Genomic DNA, 25618 nt, shown 5'->3' on the forward strand with positions numbered 1-25618 from the left:
CATCACCGCGGGCTCGATCAAGCTGAGACGGGCCGACAACAGCATTTTCGACCTGACCGCCGCGGCCGAGCCGCAACTGACGAAGATCCGCGGCGGCGAAATCGGCATGATCTTCCAGGAGCCGATGAGCTCGCTCAATCCGGTGCTGACCATCGGCAGGGAGATCGAGGAATCGTTTCGCCTGCATCGCGGCCTGACCGGTCGGCAAGCGACGGCGGCGGCCAAGGACGCGCTCGACCGCGTGCGTATTCCCGACGCTGCACGGCGGCTGAAATACACGCCCAACCAGCTTTCGGGCGGCATGCTGCAGCGGGTGATGATCGCCATGGCGCTCGCGTGCAACCCGCACCTGCTCATTGCCGACGAGCCAACGACGGCGCTGGATGTTACGGTGCAGGCGCAGATCATGGCGCTGCTCGCCGAGTTGAAGCAGGAAACCGGGATGTCGATGATCTTCATCACCCACGACATCGGTCTGGTTGCGGGCACCGCCGACAAGATCATGGTGATGCAAAGCGGAGAAGCTGTCGAGCAGGGCGCGCTGAACCAGATATTGGACGATCCGCGGCATCCCTATACGCGGCATCTGCTGCATGCGGTGCCGCATTTCGCCGGCGGCAGTGCGACACGCAGGGATGCGCAACGCGAAAAGCAAAAAGCTGCCGAGCCGGCGCTGAAGGTCGATGGCCTCGTGGTGCGATTTCCGGTCAAGGCTGGGTTTTTCAGCCGTGTCACCGGTGCCGTGCACGCAGTGGACGGTGTGGATTTCGAGCTGATGCCGGGCGAGACATTGGCGGTCGTCGGCGAGAGCGGTTCCGGAAAGTCCACCACCGCCCGCGCGATTCTGGGGCTGGTGCGCTCGACGCGCGGCACAATCTCGGCCAGCGCGCGTAAGGCCGCCGCCGGGCAGAGCGCCCTTCCCGTGCAGATGGTGTTCCAGAATCCCTATGGCTCGCTCAATCCCAGACTCACCGTCGAAAGCATCCTTGCAGAGCCGGTGATCGCTACCGGCGGACGGATAGCTGCTGAAACGCGGGCGAAAATGGCCGCGCTGTTGAAACGCGTCGGCCTTCCGGAAAACAGCCTGCAGCGCTATCCGCACGAATTCTCCGGCGGCCAGCGGCAACGCCTGTGCATCGCTCGCGCGCTGATGCTCAATCCTTCGGTTGTCGTCCTCGACGAAGCGGTTTCGGCGCTCGATGTGTCGGTGCAGGCCAGGGTGCTGGAGCTTTTGATCGAGCTGCAGCGTGAATTCAGGCTGGCCTATCTGTTCATCTCGCATGACATGGCTGTCGTCGAGCGGATCGCCCATCGCATCGCGGTCATCTATGCCGGCCAGATCGTCGAGATCGGCGATGCCAGATCGGTGCTCTCGGAGCCGAAGCACTCCTATACCAAACAGCTTATCGCGGCCGTTCCCTCCATAGACCGGCGGCATGAACGATTCGAGCTGGACACGCGCCAGGTCCCGTCGCTTGTACGGCCGCCGGGATTTGAACCGGGACCAGCCAAGTGGCAGCAGTTCGGGCCGGATCATAGGGTGAGGGTTGAGGCGTGATGGGCGGTACTCTGGGAGATACGATGTCGGCGGGACAGCGCCCCCCTCTGTCCTGCCGGACATCTCCCCCTCAAGGGGGGAGATTGGCAGTTTCGGCGCCGGCGTCCATTTCTTTCCACATTGAAAACTGGCGAAACCTGCGGCGACATCTAATCTCCCCCCTTGAGGGGGAGATGTCCGGCAGGACAGAGGGGGGCGCCGTAGAGCGCCAACTTTCGGGCGGAGGCCACCATTGAACGACCTCGCCGACCTCTTCTCCCGCGCATTCGCCCCGCTCGAAGCGGCCGTGGCTGCGTCGCGCATTCCGGGCGGCGTGCTCGGCATAGTCGACCGGGACGGTCAGCGCATCGTCCGGGCAATCGGCTCAGCCCAAGTCGTGCCGAAGATAAGGCCGATGCATGTCGGGACATGGTTCGACCTGGCATCCCTGACCAAAGTCATCTTCACCACGCCGCGTGTACTGGCACTGGCGGAAGAAGGCGTCATCGACCTCGACGCGCCGCTGATTTCGGTCCTGCCCGACCTTCGCCAATATGACGAAAGAGCCTGGGAACGGAAGGTGACATTTCGCCAGTGCCTCGGTCATCAGACACCGTTTCCCGCCGTCGCGCCGATCTACACCTACGGCCGCGATCCCGAGCTGTTGCGCGCCTTTGTCCTGCAGCGCGAGTGGCAGGTCGGGGAGCCGGTCTATTCCGATATCAACTTCATCCTGCTCGGCTTTGTTCTGGAGCGCCTGTCCGGCAAGACCATTCGCGACATGGATCCCGGTCCAGGCTTCGCGTTCTCCGCCGAACCGGATCGAGCGGCGGCGACCGAAGACTGCACATGGCGTCATCGCGTGCTGTCAGGCGAGGTCCACGACGACAATTGCTCGGCATTGCAAGGGGCCGGTCACGCCGGCCTGTTCGGAACGGCAGCTTCGGTCCTCGACTTTGCGCGAGGGCTGCTGGACGGGACCGGCGCATCCGCGAGTTCGATAGCGCTGATGCGCACGCCCTTGTCGGCAACCCGCACCCATGGCTGGGAGCGACCCTACGAAGGCTGGTCCGGCGGCGGGCTGTGCAGCCCCGAAACCATCGGGCATACCGGCTTCACCGGCACCGGGCTTTGGGTCGACTTCGACAAAGGCAGAGCGTGGACCTTGCTCACCAACCGGATCCATCCGACACGTCATTTCAACAGCGGGATCGCAGCGCTTCGCCAAGCGGTCGGCGATCTCGTCAACGGAGCCTGAGAGTCATGAATCCGAAAAATGGCGAACCAATGTGGGCCGTCGGCCTGATGACCGGCACCGTGCTGGACGGCAATATCGACGTCGCGCTGATCAAGACCGACGGCGAACGGATCGCGGATTTCGGCACCTACACGCTGGCCCCCTACCCGCAGTCGATCCGGACCTTGCTGGAAGAGACGCTTGGCCAGGCAAGGAGCTGGAATTTCACCGGGCCGGAACCGGCAATCTTCCACGAGGCAGAAGAGGCGCTGACGCGCGCGCAGTCCGCAGCAGTCAAGCTGTTGGTCGAAAACTACGGGCTGACGATGACCGATATCGGGGTGGTTGGCTTTCATGGCCAGACCGTGCTGCATCGTGCCCCGCAAGCCGGCCGGCTTGGCCAGACCCGCCAGCTCGGCGATGGCGAGCTGATGCATGCCATCCTGGGCACCAAGGTCGCCTATGACTTCCGCTCGGCCGACATACGCGCCGGCGGCCAGGGCGCGCCGCTGTCGGCCGCCTATCACGCCGCGCTACTGCGCGAAGCCGACGCCAGCGGCGACACGGCGGTGCTCAATCTCGGCGGCGTCGCCAACATCACCTGGTGGGACGGCAAGGACAATGTTGTTGCCTTCGACACCGGGCCCGCCAACGCACCGCTGAACGATTTCATCAAATCGAAGGGGCTCGGCGAAATGGACCGCGACGGCGCGCTGGCTCGCGTCGGGACGGTCGACGAGGCACGGCTGGCCAAGCTCCTGCAGCATCCGTATTTGACCAAACCCTACCCGAAATCGCTGGACCGTTTCGATTTCGGCGCCTCGATGGCGGACGGGATGAATGCCGAGGATGGCGCTGCCCTGCTGACGACCTTCACCGCGGCCGCGGTCGGCAAGGCGCTCGATCTTCTGCCGCGCCGGCCGAAGCGGCTGGTGGTCAGCGGTGGCGGTCGACACAACCCAACGATCATGGCCATGCTTGGCAGCCGCGCCGGCGTCGAAGCCGTACCGGCGGAGGCGCTTGGCTGGAAGGGCGACGCGGTGGAGGCGGAGTGCTTTGCCTTCCTGGCAGTGCGCGTGCTCAGAGGATTGCCGATCAGCTTCCCCAGCACGACCGGCGTGCCCCAGCCGATGTGCGGTGGACGCCTTGCCGGCTAGTTAAGCCACCAATTTCTTCTGCAGGAAGATGCGGCTGCGGCCAATGGGGAAGTCGGCAAGCGCGCCGAAGGGCCGGTAGCCCTGGCGCTCATAGGCCTTGGCCGCCCGTGGGTTGAACGTGTCGATCCAGGCGCCGTGACAGCCGCGCGCCATTGCCTCCCTCTCGGCTGCCTCGAGCATCCGGCCGGCCATGCGCTGGCCGCGCAGCCGTTCATCGACCCAGAGCCATTGCACATAGAGCCAGCCCCAGGCAGTGTATCCCGAGATGCCGGCGACAACAGCGCCGTGCTCATTGCGGACGAACACGGCCAATGTCTTCCTGCCGGAGGCGCCGACATCGCTGTCGTTGAACGCCGTAAGCCGCTCTCCAAGAAAAGCGAGCTCGTGCGGCAAGGGATCGGCGGTTGTCTCAAGCGTTGTATTGTCCATCCAACGAGCATCTATCGAAGGACCGAACCGAGACGCAAGCCTTGCTGCGCTATTGCTTCGGTGAACGCCACGCCGCTGCCGCAGCAGCGATCAGCATGAGCAAGGCTGCAACCACCGCGGATGCCGCAAAACCGAATGTGGAATAAAGCGGTCCGAACGCCGTGGTGCCGACGAACACCGCAAGATAGGTCACTGCGCTGTTCAAACCCATGATCGTGCCGCGGCGCGCAGGATCGAGCGCCGAGAGGCGCATCACCAGGACGTTCAGCCCGAAATGATTGGCAAGACCCCAGACGGCTATCATCGCTATGGTCAGATGGAAACTACTGCTCGCCGCGGCAATCGCGACATAGACGGCTGCGACGAGCAGGTAGGCAAACGGCATGACACGCCGCGCGCCCAGGCGGTCGATAACGCCATCAAGAAGCGCCGCCGTGCCAAAGCCGGCGCCATAGGCGAGCGCGGCAAGCCCATTGGCACTGACCGGCCGTCCCAAGCCGTTGTGAAGGTGATCGCCGAGATAGCCATAGACGCCGTAGAACGCGGTCATGAAGGCGGCGCAGGCAACCAGAAGCGGCACTATGCCGGGAACGCTCAAGGCGCCCAGCGGCGTCGGCGCCGGACCACTCTTCCTGACATCGCTCAGCGACGTCAGCGACAGGCTGGCCAAGGCGAGTGCTGCCAGCACCGCGACCGCCGCGAAAACGGCGCGCCAATGCACCAGGTCGGCAAGTACGGCCGACAGCGAAACGCCGGCGACCATGCTCAGCGTCCAGCCGGTCAGCACGACGCCGATGGTCCCGCTTTCGCGTCCGGGCGGCGCAATCGCGGCGGAGCTGGCATAGATTGCCGGCATGGCGACACCTGCAGCGATGCCGGCGAGAAGCTGGGCCGCGACCAGCGCCGTCACTGTCGCCGCAGCGGCGCTGGCGACGAGCGCAATTGCCAGCAGCAGCAACGCCCCTTGCAGCATGCGGCGGGCGCCGAGCCGGTCGATGTAGCGCGCCAGGAACAAGGCGCTTGCCGACGTACCTAGCCCGAAGGCAGCGGACGCGATCATGACCGCCGGCACGCTTGTGCCGAACGATGCGGCCACAGCCGGTGCGATCGGACTGAGCACCAGCGAGTTCGAGCCGATCACGGCGATGCACCCGGTCAGCAGGTAGGCGAGTGCCGGGATTGGCGGCTTGGGGGCCGCTGCGAATGTGGCGACTTGATCACTGTTCGACATATGGCAATAATGGCCGTACCAAATTCTGTATCAATCGGGAATCTTAATATGGATGAAGAAACAGATGGCATTCCGCAGAACAGGCCTGCCGCCCGCGATATCGATGCAACCGACCGAAAAATATTAGGCGTTCTGGTCGAGGACGCCATGATCAGCTATGCCGACCTCGGCGACCGCGTCGGCCTTTCGCCGCCGGCAGTCCATGAACGCGTCAAGCGCCTGCGGCGCAGCGGCGCCATCCGCAACACTGCGGTCATCATCGATCCCAAGTCGGTGCACAAGCCGCTGCTCGCCTTCGTCCATATCGACACCAAGGGGTGGGGAAAGACGCCGGAGTTGATGGCGATTTCCGAACATCCCGAAGTCGAGGAGATCCATTCGGTGGCCGGCGACACATGCATGCTGATCAAGGTCCGCACCGAGGACACGCGGGCGCTCGAGGGACTGCTGTCGCGCCTCTACGAAACACCCGGCGTCACCTCGACGCGAAGCTACGTCGTGCTCTCGACCTATCTCGAGCGGCCGGTGCAGCCGGGGATTACGACGGAGTGGCCGACGCCCCGGCACATGGCCAAGCCACTCTATTAACTCAAACGATCCTCGCGCGTATCCAAAGTCGAACCGGGAACGTCTTAGACGTGCATCCTGTGGTCATCCATCGGGTCGGTTTCGTTTTCGCCGGTTCCTTGGGTGCGACGGGATGTCTGTTGCGCAACCGGAGACACGCGATGAGAAAATTGATCGTGGGCAGCTTCATTTCGCTGGACGGCGTCATCGAGGCACCAATGGAATGGGCGTCACCCTTCTTCGACGAGGAGATGAAGGAGCACTCCTATGAAAAGGCCGGCGAGGCGGATTTTTTCCTGCTCGGCCGCGTCACCTATGAAATGTTTTCGGCGTGCTGGCCGCAGGTCAAAGGCAGCAAGTACATGGACCGCATGAACGGGCTGAAGAAGCTCGTCGCGTCGCGCAGCCTCAAGGCAGTGAGCTGGAACGCGTCGCTGATCGAAGGCGACGTCGCTGCCGAAATCGCCAGGATCAAGCAGCAAACCGGCGGCAACATATTGAAGTATGGAGTGAGCAATCTCGACCAGACGCTGCTCGCCAACAGGCTTGTCGACGAGTATCAACTCTCGATCGTGCCGACCCGCGTCGGCCAAGGCAAACGCGCTTTCCAGGATGTCGACCCGTCCCTGGTCAAGCTGGAGCTTATAGATACGCACCGTTTCAAGAACGGCGTCATTACGCTGACCTATGTCCCGCTATGATCGTGTACCATGAAGATGCAGCCAAGACTTGCCCCGACAGGGCTTTTCGACGTCCGCTACGCCGGCTTCCTGGAGACGGTCGCGCATTTGCGTGGACGGCTGCACCGCTACTGCGCACGCATGACCGGTTCGACGCTCGACGCCGAAGACGTCATGCAAGAGGCGCTGTTCGAGGCCTATCGGAAGATCGAGAAGCTGGACGATGCGAGCGCCCTTCGCCCCTGGCTGTTTCGCATCGCGCATAATCGCTGCATCGATTTCCTGCGAAGCCGGCAGGTGCGCCAGCAGGCTGAGGCCAATTTCGCCGAGGACGAGATCATCCTGCCGGTCGAGCCGGCGGGCCAGGGCGCGGATCGCGCGATCGAACGGCTGGTGATCCACCTGCCGCCCAAGGAGCGCGCCTGCGTTCTGCTCAAGGATGTATTCGACTATTCGCTGGAAGAGATCGCCGGTCTAGCCGGCTCAACCGTGGGTGGCGTCAAGGCTGCGTTGAACCGTGGCCGCTCGAAATTGGCCGCCTTGTCGGGCGAGCCAATCGTCCGTTCGGAGCCCAAAAGCGATCCGGAACTTCTGGAATTGCTCAGGCGCTATATCGAACTGTTCAACCGCCGCGATTGGGACGGGGTACGGGCGTTGACCAGCGCCGACGCACAATTGCGGGTTGCGGATTGCTTCAAGGGCAGGCTGTCGGAATCACCTTACTTCGTCGAATACGAAAAAGCCTCGACGGCCTGGAAAATAGCGATTGGCGAGATTGATGGCGAGGCGGTGCTGCTCGTGCTCCACCATGGCGAAGACGGTTGGAAGCCGGCCCATCCCGTTCGGATCGAAGCCGCCGGCGGGATCATCAATCGCATCACTGATTATTATGCCTGCCCCTGGATCGTGCCGACGGCTGGTGCGGTGGTCGTTTCCGGGCCGGCCTAAGCGGCAGCAGGACCTGCAAGTGTCCGGCATCAACCTCAATGAAATGGGATCGATGCCGGACAAGACATAGGCAGTCTACTGAAGCTTCGCCTGCAAGGCGTTGACGTCATCCGTCGTCATTTCGCCGTCGGTCGTCACCTTGCCGTCGACGATCTTCCAGAGCCGGAACGGGCCGGTGATGTCGCCATACTTATCGAAGGCGACCGGACCGATGACGCCTTCGTAGCGGATCGGCTTGCCCTCCTTGATCAGGCCGAGCGCCTTGGCGAACTCGTCCTTGCCGGCATGGATCGGCGTGCCGGCCGGGTCGACTGCCTTGTACATCGCATCCTTGATCTTGGCCGGGTCCTCGGAGCCGGCAATGGCGATGGCCAAGCCGACAATGGCGCCGGCATCATAGGATCGGTCGGCCGCCGGGTTCGAAGGTTCGATGCCCGAAAACGCCTTGTAGTTCTTGGTGAAATATTCGGTCGATGCGGTCGGGCTGGTGCCCGAGGACGTGCCATAGGCGTCCTTCAAATAGTCGGCGCCAACGGATTCGATGAAGTCCGGGCTGTTCATGCCGTCATTGAGCAGGAATTTCTGGACACCGCCCTGCGAAATCCAGGTGCGGGCGATGGTTGCGCCGTCGACAGGCGTGCTGACGAGATAAAGCCCATCCGGTTCGCCGGCCATCGCCGCGGTCACCTCCGAGGCATAGCTCGACTGCTTTTCATTGTAGGGCGTGTCGGAGACGATGGTGCCGCCGAGCGCCTTATAGGCGCGCGAGAATTCTGCCACCATGTTGACGCCGAAGTCGTTGTTGACGTGGATGACCGACAGCTTCTTGAAACCCTTGTCGATGGCGTATTTGGCGGCGGCGACGCCCTGCAGCGCGTCCGAGGTGATGGTGCGGAAGAAAATGCCGTTGGTCTTGCCGTCGCGTCCGAGCGCCGTCAGCGTTGGCGATGAAGAGGCTGGCGAGACCTGGACGATCTTGGCCGGAGCGGTGACCGAGGTCAGGATCGGGATCGACACCGAAGAGATGATGCCGCCGATGATGACCGGTACCTTCTTGACCTGCACGAGCTGCGTCGCGGCGTCGACCGCGATGTTGCCCTGGCTCTGGCTGTCGCGGGTGTCGGTCGTGAGATCGCAGCCGCGCACGCCGCCAGCATCGTTGATGTCGCGGAATGCCATCTCGACCGATTTGGCCCCTGCCTGGCCGTACTCGCCGGCTGGGCCTGTCAGTTCCATGACGAGGCCGACGGTGATCTTGCAATCGGCGGCGTGCGCTGCGCCGGCCGCTGTCAGCAGAGCGAGCGCGGTGGTGATCTGAAGTATGGTCTTTTTCATTGTTGTTCCCCTTTCGTTACACGACTCTCATTGATGTCTTGAGCCTGTTCTGTCTTCCGGCATCTGCAGCCAGGTTTCATGCAGATGTCGCCATTCGACGCCGTTGGGCGCCGATGAGCTGGTGGTGAAGACGGCACTCGAGCGGCGGCGGCTGTGCTTGCCCCCGCGCTGCTGTGCTTCGATATAACAGACGACGATCGTGTCGCCTGCCTGCCAGCCGGCCCGGATATCCTCGATCGAGATACTGAAATCGTCCTCAGAGGTGGCGCGGCTTGCCCTGACATGGTCGAGCACCGCGTCACGATCGAGGATCTGACCATCCGGCGCAACCATACAGAAGCCTTCGCCCATGACGCGTTCGAAGCGGCTGAAATCTGCATTATTCGCATTCGCCGCATTGAACCAGTCTACGAAGAAGCGGTGGAGACCGACCACCTCGGCGCTGGCGCGGGAAAGCAAGGAGGGCTTCTCGTGCATTGCCGCGCTCATTTCCTGCCCGCATTCAAATTGTAGTGCATGATCGAGCCGTGGCGGCCGTGACGGTCGCGTTCCAATGTGTAGACGTCGCCCAGCGGCCCACAGCTTTGCGCGATCACGGCAGCGATCCTCGCCCGGTCGTCGACATCGAGCGCGATGTCCATGATTCTGGCATTGGCAAGGGCGTGCGCCTGGTTGCGGGCGCCGACGATGACGGCCGCCACTTGCGGCTGCTCCAGCACCCAGGCGCTGGCGATGGTGGCGATATCGACGCCGTGACGGTCGGCGACGGCCTTCAGTGTGCGAAGCAATTCCTGGAAAAGCTCCCAGCCGCCAAAGTCGTCAATGATCAGCTTGTATTTGACCAGCGACCGGTTTTCGAGCGGCGTCTGCGGCTCGGTAACGCCAAGCCATTTTTCGCTGAGGAAGCCGCCCGCCACCGAACCGTAGCAGAGGAAACTGACGCCGTGCTGGCTGGCGAGTGCTGCAAGGCTGCTTGCCGGCCGCTGGTCGAGCACCGAATATTGCAATTGCTGGCTGACCAGCGGCACACCGGCGGCCAGGATCTCGGCCAGCCGCGGCGTGTCGAAGTTTGTGGTGCCGATGTTGCGCACCTTGCCTTCCCTGCGGATCTCGTCGAGCCAGCCCATCGCATCGACATAGCGGGGCACCGAATAGTCCCACCAATGGAACTGCACAAGATCGAGCCGCTCAGTCTTCAAGCGCCGCAGCGACTGGTCGACGATGCTGCTGATGTAGTCGCGGCTGATCGTGGAAAGCCGTTCGAGGTCAGGCACCAGCTTGGTGTGCACCTTCATCTTGGCGGCGGCGTCGAGGCCACGCTCATTGGCAAGGCGCAGGCGCGCTGCGCCGATCAGCTCTTCGACGCCGGTATAGATATCGGCGCAATCATAGGTCCTGATGCCGGCGTCGAAGGTGGCGATCAGGTCGGTCACCGCCTGTTGGCGGTCGATCGCGCCGTGCCCGCCGGCAAGCTGCCAGCCGCCACGAATGACCCGCGAGATCGTATAGCCGGGGCTGAGCTCGAAAGCCTTGGCGGTCATCTCCGGTCATTCTCCTTCGGCAGCGGCACCGCCGTCGTTTCGGCATGGCTGAACCGCCGCTTGCCGGTCCTGACGATCCGAAGCCGGCTGGCACAATTGGGATCGGGACAGGCGATCTCGGCGTCCGACGTCATCCAGTCGTTCCTGTGGGTCGGGCGCTGCTTTGCTGCTAGAAGCGGCAACACAGCCGCGATGGAATAGATCGAAAAACCCTGCCCCGCCGGCATCGACAGCATCTCACCCTTGAGCTCGAAATAATCACCTGATTTGGCGCCGCAATAGATCGGCTTGCCCTCAGGAATGATCGCCTCGACGCGAAGGTCGAAGAGTTCAAAACTGTCGTCGCTCTCAGCCATTCAGATATCCACACGGGTAAAGGTGATTTCGCAGGCGCCGTTGCGGCGGATCACGCCACAAGCGGCTGCGAATTTATCGCGCTCCTCAGGCACCACCTGCGCGACGACGCTTCCGGCAAGCCAGCCGATCGGGAATAGCAGGCGTGCACCCGCTCCGTAGAACAGGCCGACGTCAAAGATGGCATTCGGGTTGCCGCCCCACATGCGCGGCGGCACGTAGGATAACACGATGTCGCCCGGCTGCGGCGTCAGCGTTGCATTCTCCGCCGGCAAGGGCCTGGCATAGGTTTGGCCCTCAAGATCGCCTGATGGAACCGGGCAGGAGATTTCCGGCCCCGTCCACATCGCATGGATGCCGGCAACGACGCGCGGCTGCTCGAGATACGCTAGCAGGAAGGCAGCGTTGTCGGGCGCCTTTTCAGGCAACAGCAGCGCAGTTACGGAAAGCTGTGAGCGCGGCTCGGTGATGCTGATGCCAGGCGCCGTCATGCCCTCAATCCTTCCTTGCTTGCGGATTGGAGCTTGTCGCGCAGAAAGGCGAAGGGCCGGCTGATGTCGGCCACCAGCGCCTCGCGCGCCGCTTGCGCATCCTGCCTCGCAAGCGCTGCGACGATGCTGCGATGGTAGTGGGCGGTATCGACTTCGCCGGCATCCGAAAAGGCGTAGATGGCGACGCGGATGCAGGGTCCGGATTGCAGCCACAGGCTCTCGATCATCGGGATCAGCACGGCGGAACCGCAGCAGCGGTAAATCTCGAAGTGGAAGCTCTGGTTGAGCGTCGCCTCGCGGTCGATATCCTTCTTGTGCTTCAGCGCCCGCATCTCGTCCCACTCGCCCAGCATGGCTTCGACCGTGGCTATCTGGCGCGCGTTCATACGCGCGGCGGCAAGTGCTATCGCTTCGCCCTCGATCAGGGAACGGGCGCGCAAGAGATCGTCGATGCGCTCCAGCGTGATCGGCGGCACGCGCACCGAGCGGTTTGGAAGCGCCTCCAGCGCCTTCTCGGTGATCAGCCGTCCGAGCGCCTCGCGCACCGGCATCGTGCTGGTGACCAGCGCGTCGGCGAGGCCGCGGATGGTCAGAACCTGGCTCGGCTCGAAAAGGCCGCCGATCAAGGCGCGACGCAGCTCCGAATAGACGCGATCCTGCACGGTCTCGCGGCCGACCGGCGTAAGCTGGGCTGCGATCGTTTCGTTGTTCCGTTCGATGGCGGCCTTCTGCATGGGCAATCCCGGTCTTGGCCGTTTTCGGCTTGCGGAAGAAATTAAAGCCGAATAGCGTGATCAACGCAAGTGTGATCACAAATCAAAGTCATAGGCGACGAAGATCGCTTTTCGGCCAAGAGGGATTGATGAGCGATACGACGGAACGGCAGGAGGAGATCCGCACGCCGGTTCTGACGGCCAGGAACGTCGTCAAACGCTTCGGCGGCCTTGTCGCGGTCAACAATGTATCGCTCGAAGTCCGGCCGGGTGAAATACTCGGCCTTATCGGCCCGAACGGCGCCGGCAAGACCACGATGTTCGACCTGCTCGCCGGCAGCATTCTGCCGACCAGCGGCGAAATCCTCCTCAACGGCGTATCGGTGTCGGGGGAAGCAGCCCATCGCCGCATCGGCCGCGGCCTTGGCCGCACGTTCCAGATCCCCCGGCCCCTGCCTAACCTGACGCTGATCGAAAACGTCATGCTGGCGGCGCAAGGGCAGGCCGGAGAAAAACTGCTCGCCAATTTCCTGACGCCCCGGCGGGTCGCTGCCGAAGAAAGGGCTGCCGAGACGAGAGCCATCGAGCTGCTTGAGCTCGTCACGCTCGCCCGCCTGGCGCACGAGCCGGCGCGGGTGCTTTCCGGCGGCCAGCGCAAGCTGCTCGAGTTGGCCCGCGTCATGATGGCCAACCCGGCGATCATCCTGCTCGACGAATCGGCGGCCGGGGTCAACGCGACATTGCTCGAAGTCATCATCGACCGCATCCGCGATATCAACAGAAGCGGCATCACCTTCCTGCTGATCGAGCACAATATCGACATGGTGACGCGGCTCTGCCACCGGGTGCTGGTCATGGCGAGCGGCCAGCTTCTGTGCGAAGGCACTCCGGACGAGGTGGCGCGCGATCCGCGCGTCATCGAGGCCTACCTCGGAGGCGCTGCATGAGCCAAACCGTTCTCGATGTCCGCGATCTCGAAGCCGGCTATGAGCCCGGCGTGCCGATCGTGCGCGGTGCTTCGATCACGGTCGACCACGGCGAGATCGTCGTCGTTCTCGGTCCCAACGGCGCCGGCAAGTCGAGCCTTATCAAGGCCATCGCTGGCCTTGTCCCGATCACCGGCGGCACGGTGCTGCTGGACGGCAGGGACATCACGGCGTCGCCCGCCCACACCATGGTCCGCCTTGGCCTTGCCTTCGTGCCACAGACAGAGAACATCTTCCCGCTGATGTCGGTCGAGGACAATCTCAGGGTCGCCTGCGGCATCCTGAGGCCGCGCGAGACCCCCGCCCGCATCGAGGAAATGTATGCGGCCTTTCCCGATCTCGCCCGTCAGCGCAGAACGGCCGCGGGCAATCTGTCGGGCGGCCAGCGGCAGATGCTGGCCGTCGCGCGGGCGTTAATCGTCCATCCCAAGGTGCTGGTGCTCGACGAGCCGTCGGCCGGCCTGTCGCCGAAATTCGTGTCGATGGTGTTCGAGATGCTGGCCGGCATCCGCAAATCCGGCGTCACCATCCTGCTGGTCGAGCAGAACGCCAAGGCAGCGCTTGCCATCGGCGACCGCGCCTACGTGCTGGTCGAGGGCAAGGAGCGGCACCAGGGCGTCGCCGCCGAGCTCTGGACCGATCCGGTCGTCGCTGAACTCTATCTTGGCCAGCGCCGCCTCGACCTTGGACAAGGAAGCGCGGCATGAGCCTGCAATTCGTCGTCGACGGACTGCTGGCAGGGTCGATGATCGGCCTCGGCGCCATCGGCGTGACACTCACCTATTCGATCCTGCGCTTCTCGAACTTCGCCCATGGCGACTTCATGGCCTGGGGCGCCTATGCGACGCTGGCCGTGGTTGGCGCCATTGGCGCGATGTTCGGCAAGATCGCGCCGATCGCGCCACTCTCCTTCGGTTGGCCGTTGATCGTCGCGCTCATCATCGGCATGGCGGCCACCGGCCTGCTGGCGCTGGCGCTCGATATGGTGCTGTTCGCCCGGCTACGGGCCAAGGGCCAGGCGATTATCGTGGTGATGGCGAGCTTCGGCGCCTCGATGGCGCTGAGAAGCCTGCTCGAATTCATCTTCAGCTCGCGTCCGACCTACTTCAGCCGGGCGATCCAGATCGCCAGGCCGATAGGCTTCGGCATTCGCATCACCCCGGACCAGATCGCGCTGCTGCTGCTGACCGCCGTTCTGGTGCTCGGTGTGCATCTCCTGATGACGCGGACCCAGACCGGCCGCTCGATGCAGGCGTTGAGCCAGAACGCAGCACTTGCCCGCATTGTCGGCATCGACGTCGCCAAGGTCGTGCGCGTCACCTGGATCATCGGCGGAGCGCTGGCCTGCGTCGCCGGCGTCATGATCGGCATTCTCATCCAGATCCGCCCATTCATGGGTTTCGAGATGCTGCTGCCGATGTTCGCGGCCGCCATCCTCGGCGGCATCGGCAGCGTGCCTGGCGCCGTTCTCGGCGGCCTGATCATCGGTCTGGCCGAAGCGGGTGCCGTGCAATTGATCGGCGCCGAATGGCGGGCGGCCGTCTCGTTCATCATCCTGATGGCGGTGCTGTTCGTGCGGCCCATCGGCCTTTTCGGAGTGAGGGAACGCTGATGGATCTGCTCGGCTACGGCGCCTTCTTCCTGACCACCGCGCTGATCTTTTCGCTCATCACGCTCGGGCTCAACCTGCAATGGGGGCTGACCGGGCTTTTCAATGTCGGGGTCGCCGGCTTCGTTGCCATCGGCGCCTACACCTCGGCGTTGCTGACCACGCCCGACGATGCCGCGCGACTGGGCGGCTTCGGTCTGCCTATCCTTGTCGGCTGGCTCGGTGCAATGGTCGTTGGCGGCGTCGCGGCCGCCATTACCGGCATCGCCACGCTGCGCCTGAGATCGGACTATCTGGCGATCACTACTTTCGGCGTCGCCGTCGTCGTGCAGCTGGTGGCGCTCAACGCCCAAAAACTGACCGGCGGCCCGTTCGGCATCGGCTTCATTCCGCGTCCCTTCGGCGGTCTTGCCGAAACGCCGTTGCTGTTCAACCTTTCGAACCTTGCGATCGTCTCGGTGGTGACGCTGATCGTCTATCTCGCGCTGGAGCATCTGTCGCGCAGCCCGTGGGGGCGCGTGTTGAAGGCGCTTCGCGAGGACGAGCGGGCCGCGATATCCCTAGGTAAAAGCGCACGTTTCTACCGTGTCCAGGCCTTTGCCGTGGGTGGTGCCATCATGGCACTGGCCGGCGCGTTGCAGGCGCACTTCACCGGCTTCATCGCTCCGGACAATTATTTGCCGGCGCTGACTTTCCAGGTCTGGGTGATGCTGATCGTCGGTGGCTCCGGCAGCAACATCGGCGCCGTCATCGGCAGCATCCTGGTCTGGGCGATATGGGCCGGATCGGGAGCCTTGACCAGCGTGTTGTTCTCGCCGGAACAGCAGGCACGCGCCGCTTCGCTGCAGATCGTGGCGATCGGCGTGATGCTGTGCGTCATCCTGCTGGTCAGGCCGAATGGCCTGTTCGGCGACAGGCCGCGACGCTCAAGGTTCGGCAAGGGCGCGAAAGCGGCTCCGGACGAGAGCGCTGCACTGTCATGAGCAACGTTGCCGTGCCACGCGGCCTTTCGCTATGGCACGCGGTCGGCCGCAACCGCCGCGACCGGCCGGCGCTCGAAGGTGCACTCGATGTCGATCTGGCAATTATCGGCGGGGGATTTTCAGGCCTTTCCACCGCGCTGCACAGCGCCGAGAAAGGCATCTCGGTCGCCGTCCTCGAAGCCGAAATCATCGCCTGGGGCGCGACTGGCAGGAACGCCGGTTTCGTCGTGCCGAATTTCGCGAAAAGAGACCCCGACGATATCATTGCCCAGCTTGGGCCCGAACGCGGCGAACGCGTTGTCGATTTCGCCGCCGGCGGCGCCGACCTCGTCTTCGACCTGATCAAGCGGCACGGCATAGAATGCGATGCAGTCCAGAGCGGCTGGATACAACCCGCCCATTCGCCGGCCGCTTTGGAAAAAACCAGATCGCGCGCCGAACAATGGGCACGACGCGGAAGGCCGGCTGTTGCGCTGGATAGTCAGGCGATCGAGGAGCTGACCGGTGTTCGCGGCTATCTCGGCGGCTGGATGGACAGGTCGGGCGGTGTCCTCAATCCGGTCGAATATGCGCGCGGATTGGCCGACGCGGCGGAAAGGGCCGGAGCGCTCATCTTCGAGCATACGCGTGTCGCGTCGATCGAGCACGTAGGCGATGGTTGGGCTTTGAAGACGGCCTCCGGTTCGGTACGCGCAGGAAAAGTGCTGGTCGCCACCAACGCCTATGGCGGGGCGCTGGGTCGCGCGCTGCAGCGAACCTATTTCCCGCTGAAAATCTTCCAGATCGCGACGGCGCCGCTGCCGCGCGAAATACGCACCCGGTTGCTTCCGGGCGGGCAAGGCGTCGGCGACACCAGACGCAATCTTTTCACCTTCCGCTTCGATGGCGAAAACAGGCTGATCACCGGCGGCATGCATGTTTTTGGCCCCGGTGCCGACACGCGGGTGCCGCGGGCGATCTGGCGACGGCTCGCCAAGCATCTCGATCTCCCGGACATCCCGCCGCTTGAATACAGCTGGTCGGGGATGGCTGCCGTCGAGCCCGACTTCCTGCCGCACCTCGTCGATCTCGGCCCCGGGCTGATCGCGGGCTTCGCGTGCAACGGGCGCGGCATTGCCATGACCACCGTCATGGGCAAGGTGCTTGCGGATTGGGCTGATGGAACAAAGCCTCAGGATTTGCCGCTGCCGTTTGCGCCGCCGTCGCCGATCCCGTTCCACAGCCTGATGCGGCATGCGCCAAACGTGTTGCTCCCCTGGAGCATGCTGCGCGACCGGCTGGACGAGGCAGGCTAGCTCGCCCTCGCCGCGCGCTTAGGATTACCGGGGCTGATCGTGCGTGTCCGTCCGCCGTCCTGATACCCGAACTGCTAGACTCGCTCAAATCATGTTGTTAACGACAGCGGATGAAGCAGAACTATCTTTATCTCATCATCGGCGCTTTGGTCCTCGCCGTCATTGCCTTGGGCATTTACGTTTATCGCGAGGAGACTAAGCCGAAAGGCGTGGAACTTCGTATCGACGATTCCGGCATTTCAGTTCAGGAAAAGTAGATCACATATTCCTGTTGCCCGACTTTGCGCTGGAAGTCGGCTTGCACCGCCTCACCCCAACTCCAGCGTCGTTATCGCAAAAACCCCGGACTGCATGAGCTGCGGCGCCCTTCCCTTGTACATTCGAGCGGTCTCGAAGCCCGGCTGAAGGCCGGCGGACGACAGCAAATCTGCAAATTGTCCGCTGGTTTCGGGAACGTCGAGATGGACGTTTCCAGGACCGGACATGTGCGCGAGCGCGGTGAAGAGATGGCTTGCCGCGTCCAGATCGTCGGCAAAGAGCGGGCCGATCTTGCAGCCGTCCCGGCATTGGCGCGCGACGCCGTATCCCGCAATGGCGCCGTGCTTGAGGATCGCAAGCGCGATATGCGGCGGGCGCAGCCAGTGTTCCAGGAATGATCGCCTCGGGCCGGGGAAGAAACGGGGGTCATAGTCCAGTATGTCCGGCACGAGTTCCGGCCCTATGGCGCGAATGTCGTTGTCGGCGGCTGCCGGGACATTCGGTGACCCCATGAACCGGATCGTCCGGTAGGCCGGCGCAAAGCCCATGCTGCGGTAGTTGGCCTGCTGTTCGACGACGCCGTCGAGGCCGATCGTGCGCTTGCCGAGCCGCGCCATGCCGGCATCCCAAACGGCCTTACCGTGGCCTTGGCCACGCCTGTCCGGCCGGCAGATGTAGAGGCCGATGAAGCCGAAATCGTCGCCATAGGCAACGGCCGAAATACCGGCCGCCAGTTCGCCGTCGACAAAGGCGCCGATGAAGCCCTGCGGGTCGGCTGCCTGGAACAGCGCGGCGTCGCCGAGGCCGGGATTCCAGCCTTCCGCCGCCGCCCAATCGACAAGGGTTTCCACTTCTTCACGTGCGAGCGTTCGGATCGTTCGGGGCATTGCGATCAATCGGCGGCACCAGGCGCGAAGGATTTCAGCGCACCATGATAGGGCTTTGCCAATGGGCTTGCATAGGCGCCGCGCTTGGATGTCGTCAGGCCAAGCGCGATCAATGCCTCGGCCTGTTTCACCGCAGCGCCCACACCGTCGACGACCGGAAGCCCGAATTCCCGCTGCAGCGCCACCGCCAGGTCGGCCATGCCGGCACAGCCGAGCACGATCGCCTCGGCGCGATCCTCGTCGATGGCGCGCGCAATCTCGTTGCGCAGCCTGGGGAGTGCGCCGGACGCCGGATCTTCGAGGGCAAGAACCGGGATATCGGCAGCGCGCACGCGCGCGCGCCCCGCCATGCCATAGCGCTGCACCAGCCCTTCGACCGGCACGCGCGAACGCCCGGTGGTGGTGACGACGGTGAAGCGCTGGGCGATGAACGAGGCCGTGCTGAGCGATGCCTCGCAAATGCCGATGACCGGAATGTTGGCCATGGCGCGCGCGGCATCGAGGCCGGTATCGTCGAAACAGGCAATGATTGCGGCTTGCGCGCCCGACCGTTCGCCGGCTGCGATCTCGACCAGCAGGCCGGGTACGGCAAGTGCTTCATCGTAATAGCCTTCGATCGAAACCGGGCCCATCGTAGAGGTGACGGCAACGATCGTCGTCGATTGAGCAGCGACAGATCGGGCCGCCGCCGCAATAGTCTCGGTCATGCTGGCGGTGGTGTTTGGATTGACGACGAGGATCTGCACTGTCAGGCACGCTCACGGCGGCGGCCGACATAGACGATCGCGCCGAGCGTCAGCAGGATCACCAGGAAGGAAAACACGGTCGTCACGGTGCCGAGCGCATAGAGCACCGGCGTCGTGACATTGGTCGTCATGCCGTAGATTTCGAGCGGCAGCGTGTTGAAGGTGCCCGAGGTCATCAGCGTGCGGGCGAACTCGTCATAAGACAGAGTGAAACCGAACAGGCCGACACCGATCAGGCTGGGTGCGATCATCGGCAGCACGACATGGGCAAAGGTTTGCCAGGACGATGCTCCGAGGTCGCGCGCGGCTTCCTCATAGGCCGGCGAGAACCGGTTGAAGACAGCAAACATGATCAGCACGCCGAAAGGCAAGGTCCAGGTCAGATGGGCGCCGAAAGCGGACGTGTACCAGGCGGGGCGGAAGCCGATCTGCTGGAAGACGACGCCGATGCCGAGACTGATGATGATCGATGGCACGACCAGGCTGGCGACGGCCAGATAGAACAGTGCGGATGCGCCGCGAAATTTCTGCCGGAAGGCGAGGCCGGCGAGCAGCGACACGGCAACAGTCACCACCATCACCATCAGGCCAAGGATGAGCGAGCGTTTGAAGCTGCCGCCGAAGTCGCCGACCGCCTGGCGCTCGAACAAATTGGCAAACCAGTGCAGCGAGACGCCGTTCAGCGGAAATGTCAGACCGCCATTCTCGCCCTGGAAGGAGAGGATCAGGATCGCCGAAAGCGGGCCGTAGAGGAACAGCACGAAAAGCGCGAAGAACGCCGCCAACACATAGAATTCGAGGGTCCGCTTGTCGTGACTCAACTCACAGCTCCTTGCGAATGTCGACGATGCGCAGGATGCCCGCGACCATCAGCAGGACCAGTACCAGCAGCACGACCGCGTTGGCAGCGGCCGCCGGATACTGCAGCAGCGACATCTGGTTCTTCATCATCAGCGCGACGGAGGCGCTCTGGCCGCCGGACATCACCTGCACCGTCGAGAAGTCGGCCATCACCAGGGTGACGACGAAGATGGTGCCGATCGCCATGCCGGGCTTGGCGAGCGGGATGACGACGTTCCACAGAACCTGCCAGCCGGAAGCGCCGGCGTCGCGCGCGGCTTCGATCAGCGACTTGTCGATGCGCATCAGCGTGTTGAAGATCGGCGTCACCATGAACAGCGTGTAGAGATGCACCATGGCCAGCACCACGGCGAATTCGGAATAGAGCAGCCATTCGATCGGCTTCGGGATCAGCCCCATTTGCACCAGCGTCGAGTTGACCAGGCCGTTGCGGCCAAGCACGGGGATCCACGAGATCATGCGGATGATGTTGGAGGTCAGGAACGGCACGGTGCAAACAAGGAACAGCACCATCTGCATGGCCGTAGTCCTGATATGGAAGGCGAGGAAATAGGCGACCCAGAAACCGATCAACAGCGTCAGCGCCCAGACGATGGCGGCGTATTTCAGCGTATTTAGATAGGTCTTCCAGGTAACCCACGAGCCGAGCGTGTCGGAATAGTTGGTGGTCAGGAAATCCGGATACATCGCCGCGAAATCGTAGTCCCAGAATGAGACCACGGCGATCATCAGGATCGGCAGCAGGAGGAACGCGCCGAGGATCAGCGCCAGCGGTCCCGCCTGGAGATAGGGTGCGACGCCAGCAAAGGAGCGCCTACGTCTGGCCGGCTTTATGGCAATGGTTGCGGGCTGATCAAGTGCCACTGTCATCTGGAACAGCCCAAAGGTGTCGCACAAGGCCGATAATCTGGCAAACCGTGATCCTTCCCACTCCCCTCTGTCCTGCCGGACATCTCCCCCGCAAGGGGGGAGATTAGCAATTTCGCCGCTGGCTCTCCTTTTGAAACCTTGGAGATTGGCGAAAGCAGAAATGACGGCGCAATCTCCCCCCTTGCGGGGGAGATGTCCGGCAGGACAGAGGGGGGTGGGAAGGAATGAGGCATCTCAGTTGTTGCCCGGCTGCATCAAGCAGCGATAAACTCGTTCCAGCGCTTCACCATGTAGCGGTCCTCGTCCATGACCGAGTTCCAGCAGGCGACCTTGCCCATGCGCTCTTCGAACGAGCCGCCGTCACGCACGGCGCCGGCCTTTTCCATGACCTTGCCGTCCGGCGACAGGATATCGCCCTTTGCCGGCTTGCCTTCGATCCAGTAGCCCCACTCGTCCTCGGACATGAACTTCTTGGCCGACACCATGTTGGCCGAGTAATAGCCCTGGCGGTTGAGATAGCCGCCAACCCAACCGGACGTGTACCAGTTGATGTATTCGTAGGCGGCATCGAGTTCGGCGCCGGAGAGATGGGCTGCCAGGCCAAGCCCGCCACCCCAGGACCGGTAGCCTTCCTTGAGCGGCTGGAACCGGCACGCGATGCCCTTGGAGCGGACCGCGGCCACGGCCGGCGACCACATTGACTGGATTACCACTTCGCCTGAAGCCATCAGGTTGACGCTCTCGTCGAAAGATTTCCAGAAGGCGCGGAACTGGCCGGCTTGCTTGGCCTTGATCAGGAAGTCGATCGTCTTGTCGATCTCCTCCTTGGTCATGTTGCCCTTGTCGGCATATTTGATATTGCCGGTGGCTTCCATGATCATCGCCGCATCCATGATGCCGATCGACGGGATGTTGAGGATGGCGGTCTTGCCCTTGAAGGCCGGATCCATGATGTCGGCCCAGGTGGTGATGTCACGACCGACGAGGTCGGGGCGGATACCGAGCGTATCGGCATTGTAGATCGTCGGCACCATGGTGAACCAGTTGGTCGGCGTCTTGGCGAAGACCTTGCTGTCCTGCGCCTCGACGTAACCGACCGTATGCGGCGCGGTGCCCTGGGCGATAACGCTGTCCGGCGTCAGCTTGCCGGTTTTGAACAGCGGCACGAGCTCGTCGTAATATTTCAGCTTGGTGACATCCATCGGCTGCAGGACGCCTGTCGGGAACACCTTCTTGCAGATCCAGTATTCGATGTCGGCGATGTCGTAGCTGTCGGGCTGCGTCACGGCGCGCTGCGCGGCGGCGTCGGAATCGGTTGCCGTCATCTCCAGCGTGATGCCGAGATCGGCTTTGCACTTGTCGGCGATGGCATTGAGGTTGGACACGCCGGTGCCGAACTGGCGCAGCGTGATGTTCGATTGCGCCCAAATGGTCGGAAAGCCTGATATGGCGCCGGAACCGGCGGCGAAACCGACGGCGGCGGCGCCTGTCTTGAGCAGCGAACGACGCGATATTCCTGTCTTCTTGTCGGTGGTGTTGGTCATGTTCAGTTCCCCTGTTCTGGTTGGTTATGCTGGGTTTCAGGAATCGAGACGGCCAAGGACGATGGCGTCCTCGGCGTCCCAGGCGATCGGCACGGCGTCGCCGACGGCAACCGGCCTGGCGAAGAAGCTGGTGTCGTCGACGATCACCGTGAAATCGTCGATGCCCGCGCCATTGACCGAGAGCTTCACGGTCGAACCGCGGTACTCGATGTTTGAAACGATGCCGGTGAAGCCGAGCCCGGCTGCCGGCGGCTCGCCGATCCGCACGTGGTCGGTGCGAATGGCGATGTCGATCGGCTCCCCGGTCTCCCTGCCCTGCCCGCTGGCCGCGAGCGTGATGCCGCCGGGCACATCGAAAACGACCATGCCGTCGCGACTGCCGCTGACGCGCCCGGAGATGACATTGTGGTCGCCCATGAAGCGAGCGACGAAGGCCGTGGCCGGACGCTCGAACACGATGCGGGGATGCGCCGCCTGCTCGATACGGCCATCGTTCATCACCACGATCAGGTCGGCCAGCGCCATCGCCTCTTCCTGGCTGTGGGTGACGTGGACGAACGTGATGCCGAGCGACGTCTGCAGCTTCTTCAGTTCGGCCCGCATGCGGATTTTCAGGAACGGATCGAGCGCCGAAAGCGGTTCGTCGAGCAACAGCGCCTCGGGATCGGTGATCAATGCGCGCGCAAGAGCAACGCGCTGCTGCTGGCCGCCCGAAAGCTGCGCCGGACGGCGGCTGGCATATGCCTCCATCTGCATCAGCTTCAGCATGTCGAGCGCCTTGGCGCGGCGCTCCTCCTTGCCGACGCCTTTCATCTTCAGGCTGAACGCGACATTGTCGATCAGGTCGAGATGCGGAAACAGTGCATAGGACTGGAACATCATGGCGGTGCCGCGCCTGGCCGGCGGCAGGTCGGTGACCACTGTGTTGCCGAGCCGCACATCGCCGCTCGATATGCTCTCGTGCCCGGCGATCATGCGCAGCGTCGAGGTCTTGCCACAGCCGGACGGACCGAGCAGGCAGCAATAGGTTCCCGCAGGGATTTTCAGGCTGATGCCTTCGACGGCAGTCGTCACGCCATAGACTTTCGAAACGGACACAATGTCGATTTCGGCGGCTTTGGACATCCAGCTTCCCCTTTGGTCGGATTAGCCGAAGCATCATGCGTGCCAGTTGCGCGCCGCCGCACCAACCGACTGAATCCTCGAAGAAATCAGGGCCGCCTCTATATGGCTGCCAATACGGCACCCTTGTGCAATGCACAAATTATAGGCGATTGCCGCCGATCCTCGCAAAAATCGCATGCAATCTTTTTCATCCCTGTATTCACTTTGTCTCTCGTCCAAGCGATGCGATTCAGGATAGAAGAAGGCAGGACCACCGCCATGAACATTGCCGACCAGACTTTCCCTGCTATCGAGGCCGCCAACGAGGATCGCGCGCAGGCGATCCGCGACCAGTTGCGCGACGCGATCGTCGATCGCCGGCTGGCGCCGGGAACCAAGCTTTCCGAAGGCGAAGTCGGCACGCTGTTCGATGTCAGCCGCACCGTCGCGCGTGCGGCACTGCAGATGCTTTCCTTCGAGGGATTGGTGCGCACCGAGCGCAATCGCGGCGCCTTCGTCGCCAATCCGTCGCCGGAGGAAGCGCGGCAGGTCTTTGCTTCGCGCCGGCTCATCGAACCAGGCATCGCGATTGCCGCCGCCGGGCGGATGACGCCGGCGCATGTCGCCGCGTTCAAGGCCCAGCTCGACGAAGAAGGCCGTTTCATCGCCGAACGCGGACCGAACGCAAGGCGATCGGAGATCAAGGCGTCGGGGGATTTTCACCTGCTTCTGGCTTCGGTCGCGGGGAACGTCATCCTGCAGCGTTTCATGGAGGAGCTGGTCGCTCGTTCATCGCTGGTGATCGCACTCTATGGCCGCTCGGGCATCTCGAGCTGCGGCCACAACGAACACACGCAAATCCTCGAGGCGCTGGAAAATGGCAATGCCGAACGCGCCAGCGCGCTGATGCTGCACCACATCGACCATATCGAGGCCGACCTCGATTTGCGCGTCAGGAGCGGCCCGGCACTCAGGCAGGCGCTCGAGTTCTGAGATCACGTCAACGCACGATCCTCACGCACATCGGCGTACCAATGTCGATGGATCGGCCGGTGTCGGTCAGCCGGCCGGTTGCGGCATCACGGGCGAAGATCGAGATGCGGTCGGCATTCTGGTTGGCCGAGAACAGATGGCCGCCCGAGAGCGTCAGGGCCAGATTGCGCGGCGTGGCGCCGCCGCAACGCGTATAGCCCACAAGGGCAAGCCTGCCGGTTTGCTGGTCGATCGAAAACACCGCGATGCTGTCATGGCCGCGGTTGGAGCCGTAGAGGAAGCGGCCGTCAGGCGAGATCTGGATGTCGGCGCAGTGATTGCCGTCGCGCGCCTCGGGCGGCACGGCCGGCTTGCTGTCGATCACCGTAAGCTTGCCTGATGCTTCGTCCAGCGCCAGCGAGACGACCGTCGAATCCAGCTCGTTCATGACGAACACGAAGCGGCCGCCCGGATGCAGCGCCAAATGGCGCGGACCCGCGCCCGGCGCAAGCTCCGACTCGGCGTGCTTCGTCAGGCTGCCGTCTGAGCCGATGCGATAGGACACCAGCCGGTCGATGCCGAGGTCGGCGACGATCGCAACATCGCCGGAAACCGTCTCGGTTACGCTATGGGCATGGGGCCGCTCCTGGCGGGCCGGGTCCGGTCCGGTCCCGCTATGGGCAACGCTCGACAACGGCGCTGTCAGGCCGCCATTCTCACCCAGCCCATAGACCACGACCGAGCGGTCGGGGCCGCCCTCGCCCATGCCGTAATTGGCGACCAGCAGCTTCGTCCGGTCGCGCGTGATGGTGTTGTGCGCCGTGATACTGCCCAGCGTCGGCTGCTTGTTGATGTAGGACAGCGTGGCGGTCTGCCTGTCGAAACGGTAGGCCGAGACCACCCCTTCGCGCCAGGTGAACACTTCTGAGTTGGCATAGATGTGGGAGCCGTCCGGCGTCACCGACAGAAAGGTGGGATTGTCGATGTCTCCCGTCTCGGCCAGTTTCTTCGTCTCCAGCGTCCCTTCGTCGAAACTGTAGACACCCAGCCCGATGCCGCGCGCGCCCTGAAAATACGGGGCGTCGCGATTGAGGCTGCCGACGAAAACCAGACAGGCATTCTGCATCACTTCCTCCCTTGTTCCGTCGGCATTGGCCGCGACGGAGCGGGCAAAATTTCGCCGAGACTCGCTTGCAACACAACCCCATATGTGAAAATACTATTCACAAAAGAAGATTGACGGGAGGATCTATCATGCATTTCGCTGGTCTGCGGCGCGCCCT

General features: G+C 63.3%; 28 protein-coding genes. 13 read left to right on the forward strand and 15 right to left on the reverse strand.

The window, feature by feature from the left end; translation table 11 throughout:
• From E5W70_RS09800 to E5W70_RS09810, 3 genes are all read left to right on the forward strand, one after another.
• A partial coding sequence (locus E5W70_RS09800; protein WP_292657001.1) for an ABC transporter ATP-binding protein occupies positions 1–1558 on the forward strand: 1558 nt, incomplete at its 5' end.
• Between the two features lie 232 nt (positions 1559–1790).
• On the forward strand, positions 1791–2795 hold the full coding sequence (locus E5W70_RS09805) for a serine hydrolase (protein ID WP_292657004.1): 1005 nt from the start codon (positions 1791–1793) through the stop codon (positions 2793–2795).
• 5 nt (positions 2796–2800) lie between these two features.
• Positions 2801–3931: an anhydro-N-acetylmuramic acid kinase gene (locus tag E5W70_RS09810; protein WP_292657007.1), complete on the forward strand. Its 1131-nt coding sequence runs from the start codon at positions 2801–2803 to the stop codon at positions 3929–3931.
• Here E5W70_RS09810 and E5W70_RS09815 read toward each other — a convergent pair whose 3' ends face one another.
• Both E5W70_RS09815 and E5W70_RS09820 read right to left on the reverse strand, forming a co-directional pair.
• Positions 3932–4360 carry a GNAT family N-acetyltransferase gene (locus tag E5W70_RS09815; RefSeq protein WP_292657010.1) on the reverse strand — a complete coding sequence of 143 codons (429 nt, stop codon included), beginning with the start codon at positions 4358–4360 and terminating at the stop codon, positions 3932–3934.
• Between the two features lie 49 nt (positions 4361–4409).
• Entirely contained in the window at positions 4410–5591 is a 1182-nt protein-coding gene (locus E5W70_RS09820; protein WP_292657013.1) for an MFS transporter, read from the reverse strand.
• A 48-nt stretch (positions 5592–5639) separates the two neighbouring features.
• Between E5W70_RS09820 and E5W70_RS09825 the strand changes: the two genes are divergently transcribed.
• The 3 genes from E5W70_RS09825 (at position 5640) to E5W70_RS09835 (ending at position 7786) form a co-directional block, all read left to right on the forward strand.
• Positions 5640–6179, forward strand: coding sequence for an Lrp/AsnC family transcriptional regulator (locus E5W70_RS09825; RefSeq protein WP_292657017.1), 540 nt, complete (start codon positions 5640–5642; stop codon positions 6177–6179).
• A 140-nt stretch (positions 6180–6319) separates the two neighbouring features.
• On the forward strand, positions 6320–6859 hold the full coding sequence (locus tag E5W70_RS09830; RefSeq protein WP_292657018.1) for a dihydrofolate reductase family protein: 540 nt from the start codon (positions 6320–6322) through the stop codon (positions 6857–6859).
• A gap of 9 nt (positions 6860–6868) precedes the next feature.
• Positions 6869–7786, forward strand: a complete 918-nt coding sequence (locus E5W70_RS09835) for a sigma-70 family RNA polymerase sigma factor (protein WP_292657021.1) — start codon at positions 6869–6871, stop codon at positions 7784–7786.
• Between the two features lie 75 nt (positions 7787–7861).
• Here E5W70_RS09835 and E5W70_RS09840 read toward each other — a convergent pair whose 3' ends face one another.
• The 6 genes from E5W70_RS09840 to E5W70_RS09865 are packed head-to-tail and all read right to left on the reverse strand — an operon-like array spanning position 7862 to position 12241.
• Entirely contained in the window at positions 7862–9121 is a 1260-nt protein-coding gene (locus tag E5W70_RS09840) for an ABC transporter substrate-binding protein (protein WP_292657025.1), read from the reverse strand.
• A 27-nt stretch (positions 9122–9148) separates the two neighbouring features.
• Positions 9149–9598 carry a DUF4440 domain-containing protein gene (locus E5W70_RS09845; RefSeq protein WP_292657028.1) on the reverse strand — a complete coding sequence of 150 codons (450 nt, stop codon included), beginning with the start codon at positions 9596–9598 and terminating at the stop codon, positions 9149–9151.
• Between the two features lie 8 nt (positions 9599–9606).
• Complete coding sequence (locus tag E5W70_RS09850; RefSeq protein ID WP_292657030.1) at positions 9607–10662, reverse strand: aldo/keto reductase; 1056 nt, start codon at positions 10660–10662, stop codon at positions 9607–9609.
• Positions 10659–11018 (reverse strand): TIGR04076 family protein, encoded by a 360-nt coding sequence (locus E5W70_RS09855; RefSeq protein WP_292657033.1) that lies wholly within the window; start codon positions 11016–11018, stop codon positions 10659–10661. The genes E5W70_RS09850 and E5W70_RS09855 overlap by 4 nt, the downstream gene beginning before the upstream one ends.
• Positions 11019–11507 (reverse strand): DUF3830 family protein, encoded by a 489-nt coding sequence (locus tag E5W70_RS09860; RefSeq protein WP_292657037.1) that lies wholly within the window; start codon positions 11505–11507, stop codon positions 11019–11021.
• The gene (locus tag E5W70_RS09865; protein WP_292657040.1) at positions 11504–12241 is read right to left on the reverse strand and encodes a GntR family transcriptional regulator; all 738 of its coding nucleotides are present in this window, start codon (positions 12239–12241) and stop codon (positions 11504–11506) included. The genes E5W70_RS09860 and E5W70_RS09865 overlap by 4 nt, the downstream gene beginning before the upstream one ends.
• 128 nt (positions 12242–12369) lie before the next feature.
• Between E5W70_RS09865 and E5W70_RS09870 the strand changes: the two genes are divergently transcribed.
• The 6 genes from E5W70_RS09870 (at position 12370) to E5W70_RS09895 (ending at position 17350) form a co-directional block, all read left to right on the forward strand.
• A complete protein-coding gene (locus E5W70_RS09870) occupies positions 12370–13167 on the forward strand; it encodes an ABC transporter ATP-binding protein (RefSeq protein WP_292657042.1) in 798 nt (265 codons plus the stop codon).
• On the forward strand, positions 13164–13913 hold the full coding sequence (locus tag E5W70_RS09875; RefSeq protein WP_292657045.1) for an ABC transporter ATP-binding protein: 750 nt from the start codon (positions 13164–13166) through the stop codon (positions 13911–13913). The genes E5W70_RS09870 and E5W70_RS09875 overlap by 4 nt, the downstream gene beginning before the upstream one ends.
• Positions 13910–14818, forward strand: a complete 909-nt coding sequence (locus E5W70_RS09880; RefSeq protein WP_292657047.1) for a branched-chain amino acid ABC transporter permease — start codon at positions 13910–13912, stop codon at positions 14816–14818. The genes E5W70_RS09875 and E5W70_RS09880 overlap by 4 nt, the downstream gene beginning before the upstream one ends.
• Positions 14815–15798, forward strand: a complete 984-nt coding sequence (locus E5W70_RS09885) for a branched-chain amino acid ABC transporter permease (RefSeq protein WP_292657153.1) — start codon at positions 14815–14817, stop codon at positions 15796–15798. The genes E5W70_RS09880 and E5W70_RS09885 overlap by 4 nt, the downstream gene beginning before the upstream one ends.
• Complete coding sequence (locus tag E5W70_RS09890; RefSeq protein WP_292657049.1) at positions 15795–17093, forward strand: FAD-dependent oxidoreductase; 1299 nt, start codon at positions 15795–15797, stop codon at positions 17091–17093. The genes E5W70_RS09885 and E5W70_RS09890 overlap by 4 nt, the downstream gene beginning before the upstream one ends.
• A 110-nt stretch (positions 17094–17203) precedes the next feature.
• Positions 17204–17350 (forward strand): hypothetical protein, encoded by a 147-nt coding sequence (locus E5W70_RS09895; RefSeq protein WP_292657051.1) that lies wholly within the window; start codon positions 17204–17206, stop codon positions 17348–17350.
• Positions 17351–17401: 51 nt separating this feature from the next.
• Here E5W70_RS09895 and E5W70_RS09900 read toward each other — a convergent pair whose 3' ends face one another.
• The 6 genes from E5W70_RS09900 to E5W70_RS09925 all read right to left on the reverse strand — a co-directional run bounded on the left by E5W70_RS09900 (position 17402) and on the right by E5W70_RS09925 (position 23384).
• Positions 17402–18238: a GNAT family N-acetyltransferase gene (locus E5W70_RS09900; RefSeq protein WP_292657054.1), complete on the reverse strand. Its 837-nt coding sequence runs from the start codon at positions 18236–18238 to the stop codon at positions 17402–17404.
• A 5-nt stretch (positions 18239–18243) separates the two neighbouring features.
• Complete coding sequence (locus E5W70_RS09905) at positions 18244–18984, reverse strand: aspartate/glutamate racemase family protein (protein WP_292657059.1); 741 nt, start codon at positions 18982–18984, stop codon at positions 18244–18246.
• Positions 18985–18986: 2 nt separating this feature from the next.
• Positions 18987–19805: an ABC transporter permease gene (locus E5W70_RS09910; protein ID WP_292657061.1), complete on the reverse strand. Its 819-nt coding sequence runs from the start codon at positions 19803–19805 to the stop codon at positions 18987–18989.
• A 1-nt stretch (position 19806) separates the two neighbouring features.
• Positions 19807–20715, reverse strand: coding sequence for an ABC transporter permease (locus tag E5W70_RS09915; RefSeq protein WP_292657064.1), 909 nt, complete (start codon positions 20713–20715; stop codon positions 19807–19809).
• A gap of 254 nt (positions 20716–20969) precedes the next feature.
• Positions 20970–22259 carry a PotD/PotF family extracellular solute-binding protein gene (locus tag E5W70_RS09920; protein WP_292657067.1) on the reverse strand — a complete coding sequence of 430 codons (1290 nt, stop codon included), beginning with the start codon at positions 22257–22259 and terminating at the stop codon, positions 20970–20972.
• A gap of 36 nt (positions 22260–22295) precedes the next feature.
• The gene (locus E5W70_RS09925) at positions 22296–23384 is read right to left on the reverse strand and encodes an ABC transporter ATP-binding protein (protein ID WP_292657070.1); all 1089 of its coding nucleotides are present in this window, start codon (positions 23382–23384) and stop codon (positions 22296–22298) included.
• Positions 23385–23642: 258 nt separating this feature from the next.
• Between E5W70_RS09925 and E5W70_RS09930 the strand changes: the two genes are divergently transcribed.
• A complete protein-coding gene (locus E5W70_RS09930) occupies positions 23643–24356 on the forward strand; it encodes a GntR family transcriptional regulator (protein ID WP_023676076.1) in 714 nt (237 codons plus the stop codon).
• A gap of 7 nt (positions 24357–24363) precedes the next feature.
• Here the strand turns inward: E5W70_RS09930 and E5W70_RS09935 are convergent, their stop codons facing one another.
• Positions 24364–25461 (reverse strand): lactonase family protein, encoded by a 1098-nt coding sequence (locus E5W70_RS09935; RefSeq protein WP_292657075.1) that lies wholly within the window; start codon positions 25459–25461, stop codon positions 24364–24366.
• Between the last annotated feature and the right edge of the window lie 157 nt (positions 25462–25618).

It is taken from the genome of Mesorhizobium sp. (genome assembly GCF_005063415.1).
GTDB lineage: Bacteria > Pseudomonadota > Alphaproteobacteria > Rhizobiales > Rhizobiaceae > Mesorhizobium.